We start from the raw sequence: 2,931 nt of genomic DNA, 5'->3' as shown, positions 1-2,931 counted from the left end.
CCAACATGCGAATCAACGTCCAAACCACCGCTCAGCACCGAAAGTGCGGAAGAACCAAGGTTCAACGCTGTTTGACATGTAACAGAGAAGGGTCATGCCCTGATCTGAGAATCCCTGCCCGATTCAGCCAGGAGCTACCTCCCAGCACCCCCAGCCGACCCAATCCACCAAACTTGGCGAAGAGCCACTTTCCAGGGGGCAGGCCAAATGGCTCTGTGGCAGCACGGGCGGGACTGCGATGCGCTGGACCGAGGCGATGAGTGATGTATCGACGTAACAACGCCATCATGTGACGTAGACTAAATCACAGTGCGGCTCCTGACCTTGACCCCTCGGCGTCACGCAGGTGCCTAAGAATGCCTCGCGCGCCGCGAGCTGGCCCCTTCAGCTTCTGATCTGCGGTTTGGCGGCGGCAGCGCGCCAGCACCTCCGAATCGATGTCGTTAGCCGCGTCTTCGCCTGGGGCTGATTCGAGGCGTGGTCTTCGTCATGCTCTGGCCGGCTCTGTGCAACGCTCACAGAGGGTAGGCAGGTGAGGGCGGTCAATGTGGCTATGCGAGGTTGGGTCGCATGAGCATCCGCCTGGCTTGGCACGTCGGGCGGGCACCGTAGATGTGATCTGAAGCAAAGGTACGGTCTATCAACCTTGCGCGACTCATGGGCCAGAGCGGCCAAAAAATTCCGAAGACGGCGGCCGATTACCGCCATCGAGCGAATGCCACTAAGGGACACGCAGGTAACGGTTTTTCGTAACGGTGAGGTCGGCGGGGCGGACACTTGACGCCCCGCTCAGTTTAGCCAGCTCTCAGTACCCATACTCTCCGCGCGAGGGGCGCTGCGGCGCGCCATACCCTGGGCTGCGCGGCTGTACGCGAGCACCGTAATCGATCTCTCGTTGAGCGCGGCGATTAGCCAAAGCGCGTCCCGCCAAACAACCGGCAACCGCACCAACTACTCCTCGCTCGGCTAGGTAATGACCGGCGAGGCCACCGATAATAGCACCCTTGATACAGCCCTTCGCTTCAGCTGCGCCAACGCTAACGAGTGTGATAATCGCGACTGCCGCCGCTTTAGCTATGGTCCGCACGATGTCTCTCCCAACCTATGCCGGGACCAACTAAACCGTTTGAAAGGCGTTCCTCAAAGGCATGACCGTACCTGCATGAGAGGCACGAATGATCAGCCTGCACACCGGCGGAGGGCTTGAAGGAATTTCTTGGTTGTCCGATGAGCACCCTTGGGCGGTACACCGACGATCGCACCAAGATCAGGAAATCCGGGCCAATAGTTCGGATGATATGCGTTGTTCAGGCCCAGATGGCCGGTTCCGAGCATTAGGGTCGCGCAGGTAAAGCAACAAGGCGGCGGAGATAGCTGCAAGGCTGCCACCGAACGGCGCCGCCAGGAGGGCCAACAGGAAACTGTGTTGCCAGCATACATGGAGAGCGACCGCTCCGCCTATGTAGGCAGCGACTATCAGGACGATGAGGCTCGTTCGCGCAGCCATGGCAACCTTCGAAGTGTCGCCATTATCGCTTATAAGTTGTATTTGATGCAATCAAACGCAATTTCTACGTAGCCTGATTGGCTCGGGTATGTTTGCTGCGCCTAACCGGCACAGCTTTCCGCCTAACCCCGCCGAAGGGTCGCCGCCGCTTTCACGATTGACAGAACGCTATCCCGCGTCGTCTCATCGGAGATGCTCGTGAATGCCAGCACGAGTTCCATCACCTTTGGATCGTCGAAGAACGTCGACGCGGTGCCCTCACTATCCCCCGCCCCTGCCTGACCCGCAAAGAAGGTTTCGACTGGCACCTGCATGGTGTCTGCGATCGCCTGCAGCCGGCCTGCGCCGATGCGGTTGCGACCCTTCTCGTACTTCTGCACCTGCTGAAAGCTGACGCCGATCGCTTGCCCAAGCACCGTCTGGCTCAGACCCTGGGCGGCACGAAGCGCTGCGATGCGGCTCCCGATGGTGCGATCAGCGTCGGTGGCTAGCTTCGGCTTGTAGGGGGCAGTCATCTTGTGGGCAGCTTTCTCTTGATGTGTCGGGGTGGCCAGAGCAGCCAGAGCCCTCAAACCACATTACGTACGATTGAGTTGCTCACAATTTTGCTACCTGTGCCTGCATCGGCCACATAGCTTGGCCGTCCCCCTCTGCAGCCGGTCTACCTGAGCTTTACGGCTCGGTAGTATTCCCCTTGGCCTTCCGCGGCCGCCCAACAGCGCGCTTCGGCTCGGGAGAGACAGTCTCAGCGGGCTCCGAAGCCATCGGGGGCAGCTTTCTTGCGCCGGTTTCCGAGGCCGAGGCTCTTAGCGAGCGCAGAGCGCTGCTCGGAGTAGCTCGCCGCCGTCGAGGGGTAGTCCCGCGGCAAGCCATAGCGCTCCCGGTACTGCTTGATCGTCATCCCATTGCCGCTGAGGTGGCGCTTGAGCGTCTTGTACGGCTTGCCGTCGACGAAACTGATCAGCGCATCGGGAGTGACCGACCTCCGGATCTGGGAAGGGATGGGCTTGTCGGCTGCTGGAGCCTGGGTGGTAGCTTCCTTACCGAGCCCAGGCAGCGCAGCGTGCGTGTTGGCGATCAGCGTCGCAAGCTCGGCGCCTTGTACGTGATTGTTCGACACATAGGCTTCGACGAGGCCGGTCGTCAGCTCCATGTAGTCTGCCGCCCCACACTCGATGGTCTCTGAATTCTCGTCCATGGTGTACCTGCTCGTGTGAAGCAGGACATTTGTGCCCATGTGAACGTAACATCAACCGGAGTTAAAAATCTTTCTAAATTATAGCAGGATAATTTTAGCCAGCCATAGCTTGCATCTCGCTTGTGCCGTCACGCATCACGTAGCCGCGACCCCAGACGGTCTCGATGTAGTTCTTGCCCTGGCTGGCGTTGGCGAGCTTCTTGCGCAGCTTGCAGATGAACACGTC

The 2,931-nt window shown here is 59.7% G+C and carries 4 protein-coding genes; all 4 read right to left on the bottom strand.

Going from position 1 to position 2,931, the window contains the following annotated elements:
• Positions 1–805: 805 nt before the first annotated feature.
• Complete coding sequence (locus AC0IY0_RS28645; protein ID WP_147940994.1) at positions 806–1,087, bottom strand: hypothetical protein; 282 nt, start codon at positions 1,085–1,087, stop codon at positions 806–808.
• Positions 1,088–1,629: 542 nt separating this feature from the next.
• A complete protein-coding gene (locus AC0IY0_RS28640) occupies positions 1,630–2,022 on the bottom strand; it encodes a helix-turn-helix domain-containing protein (protein WP_471766459.1) in 393 nt (130 codons plus the stop codon).
• A gap of 230 nt (positions 2,023–2,252) precedes the next feature.
• The gene (locus tag AC0IY0_RS28635) at positions 2,253–2,705 is read right to left on the bottom strand and encodes a Ros/MucR family transcriptional regulator (protein ID WP_471766457.1); all 453 of its coding nucleotides are present in this window, start codon (positions 2,703–2,705) and stop codon (positions 2,253–2,255) included.
• Between the two features lie 94 nt (positions 2,706–2,799).
• On the bottom strand, positions 2,800–2,931 hold a 132-nt coding region (locus tag AC0IY0_RS28630; RefSeq protein ID WP_471766461.1), incomplete at its 5' end, for a winged helix-turn-helix domain-containing protein.

It is taken from the genome of Methylobacterium sp. AC315, assembly GCF_979253755.1.
The sequence above is the reverse complement of the archived record's forward strand: the minus strand, read 5'-3'. Positions and strand labels throughout refer to the sequence as shown.

Bases quoted from the DNA above. Each gene is read 5' to 3' on its own strand.
- AC0IY0_RS28640 (WP_471766459.1), bottom strand. From the start codon at position 2,022: ATGACTGCCCCCTACAAGCCGAAGCTAGCCACCGACGCTGATCGCACC.
- AC0IY0_RS28635 (WP_471766457.1), bottom strand. From the start codon at position 2,705: ATGGACGAGAATTCAGAGACCATCGAGTGTGGGGCGGCAGACTACATG.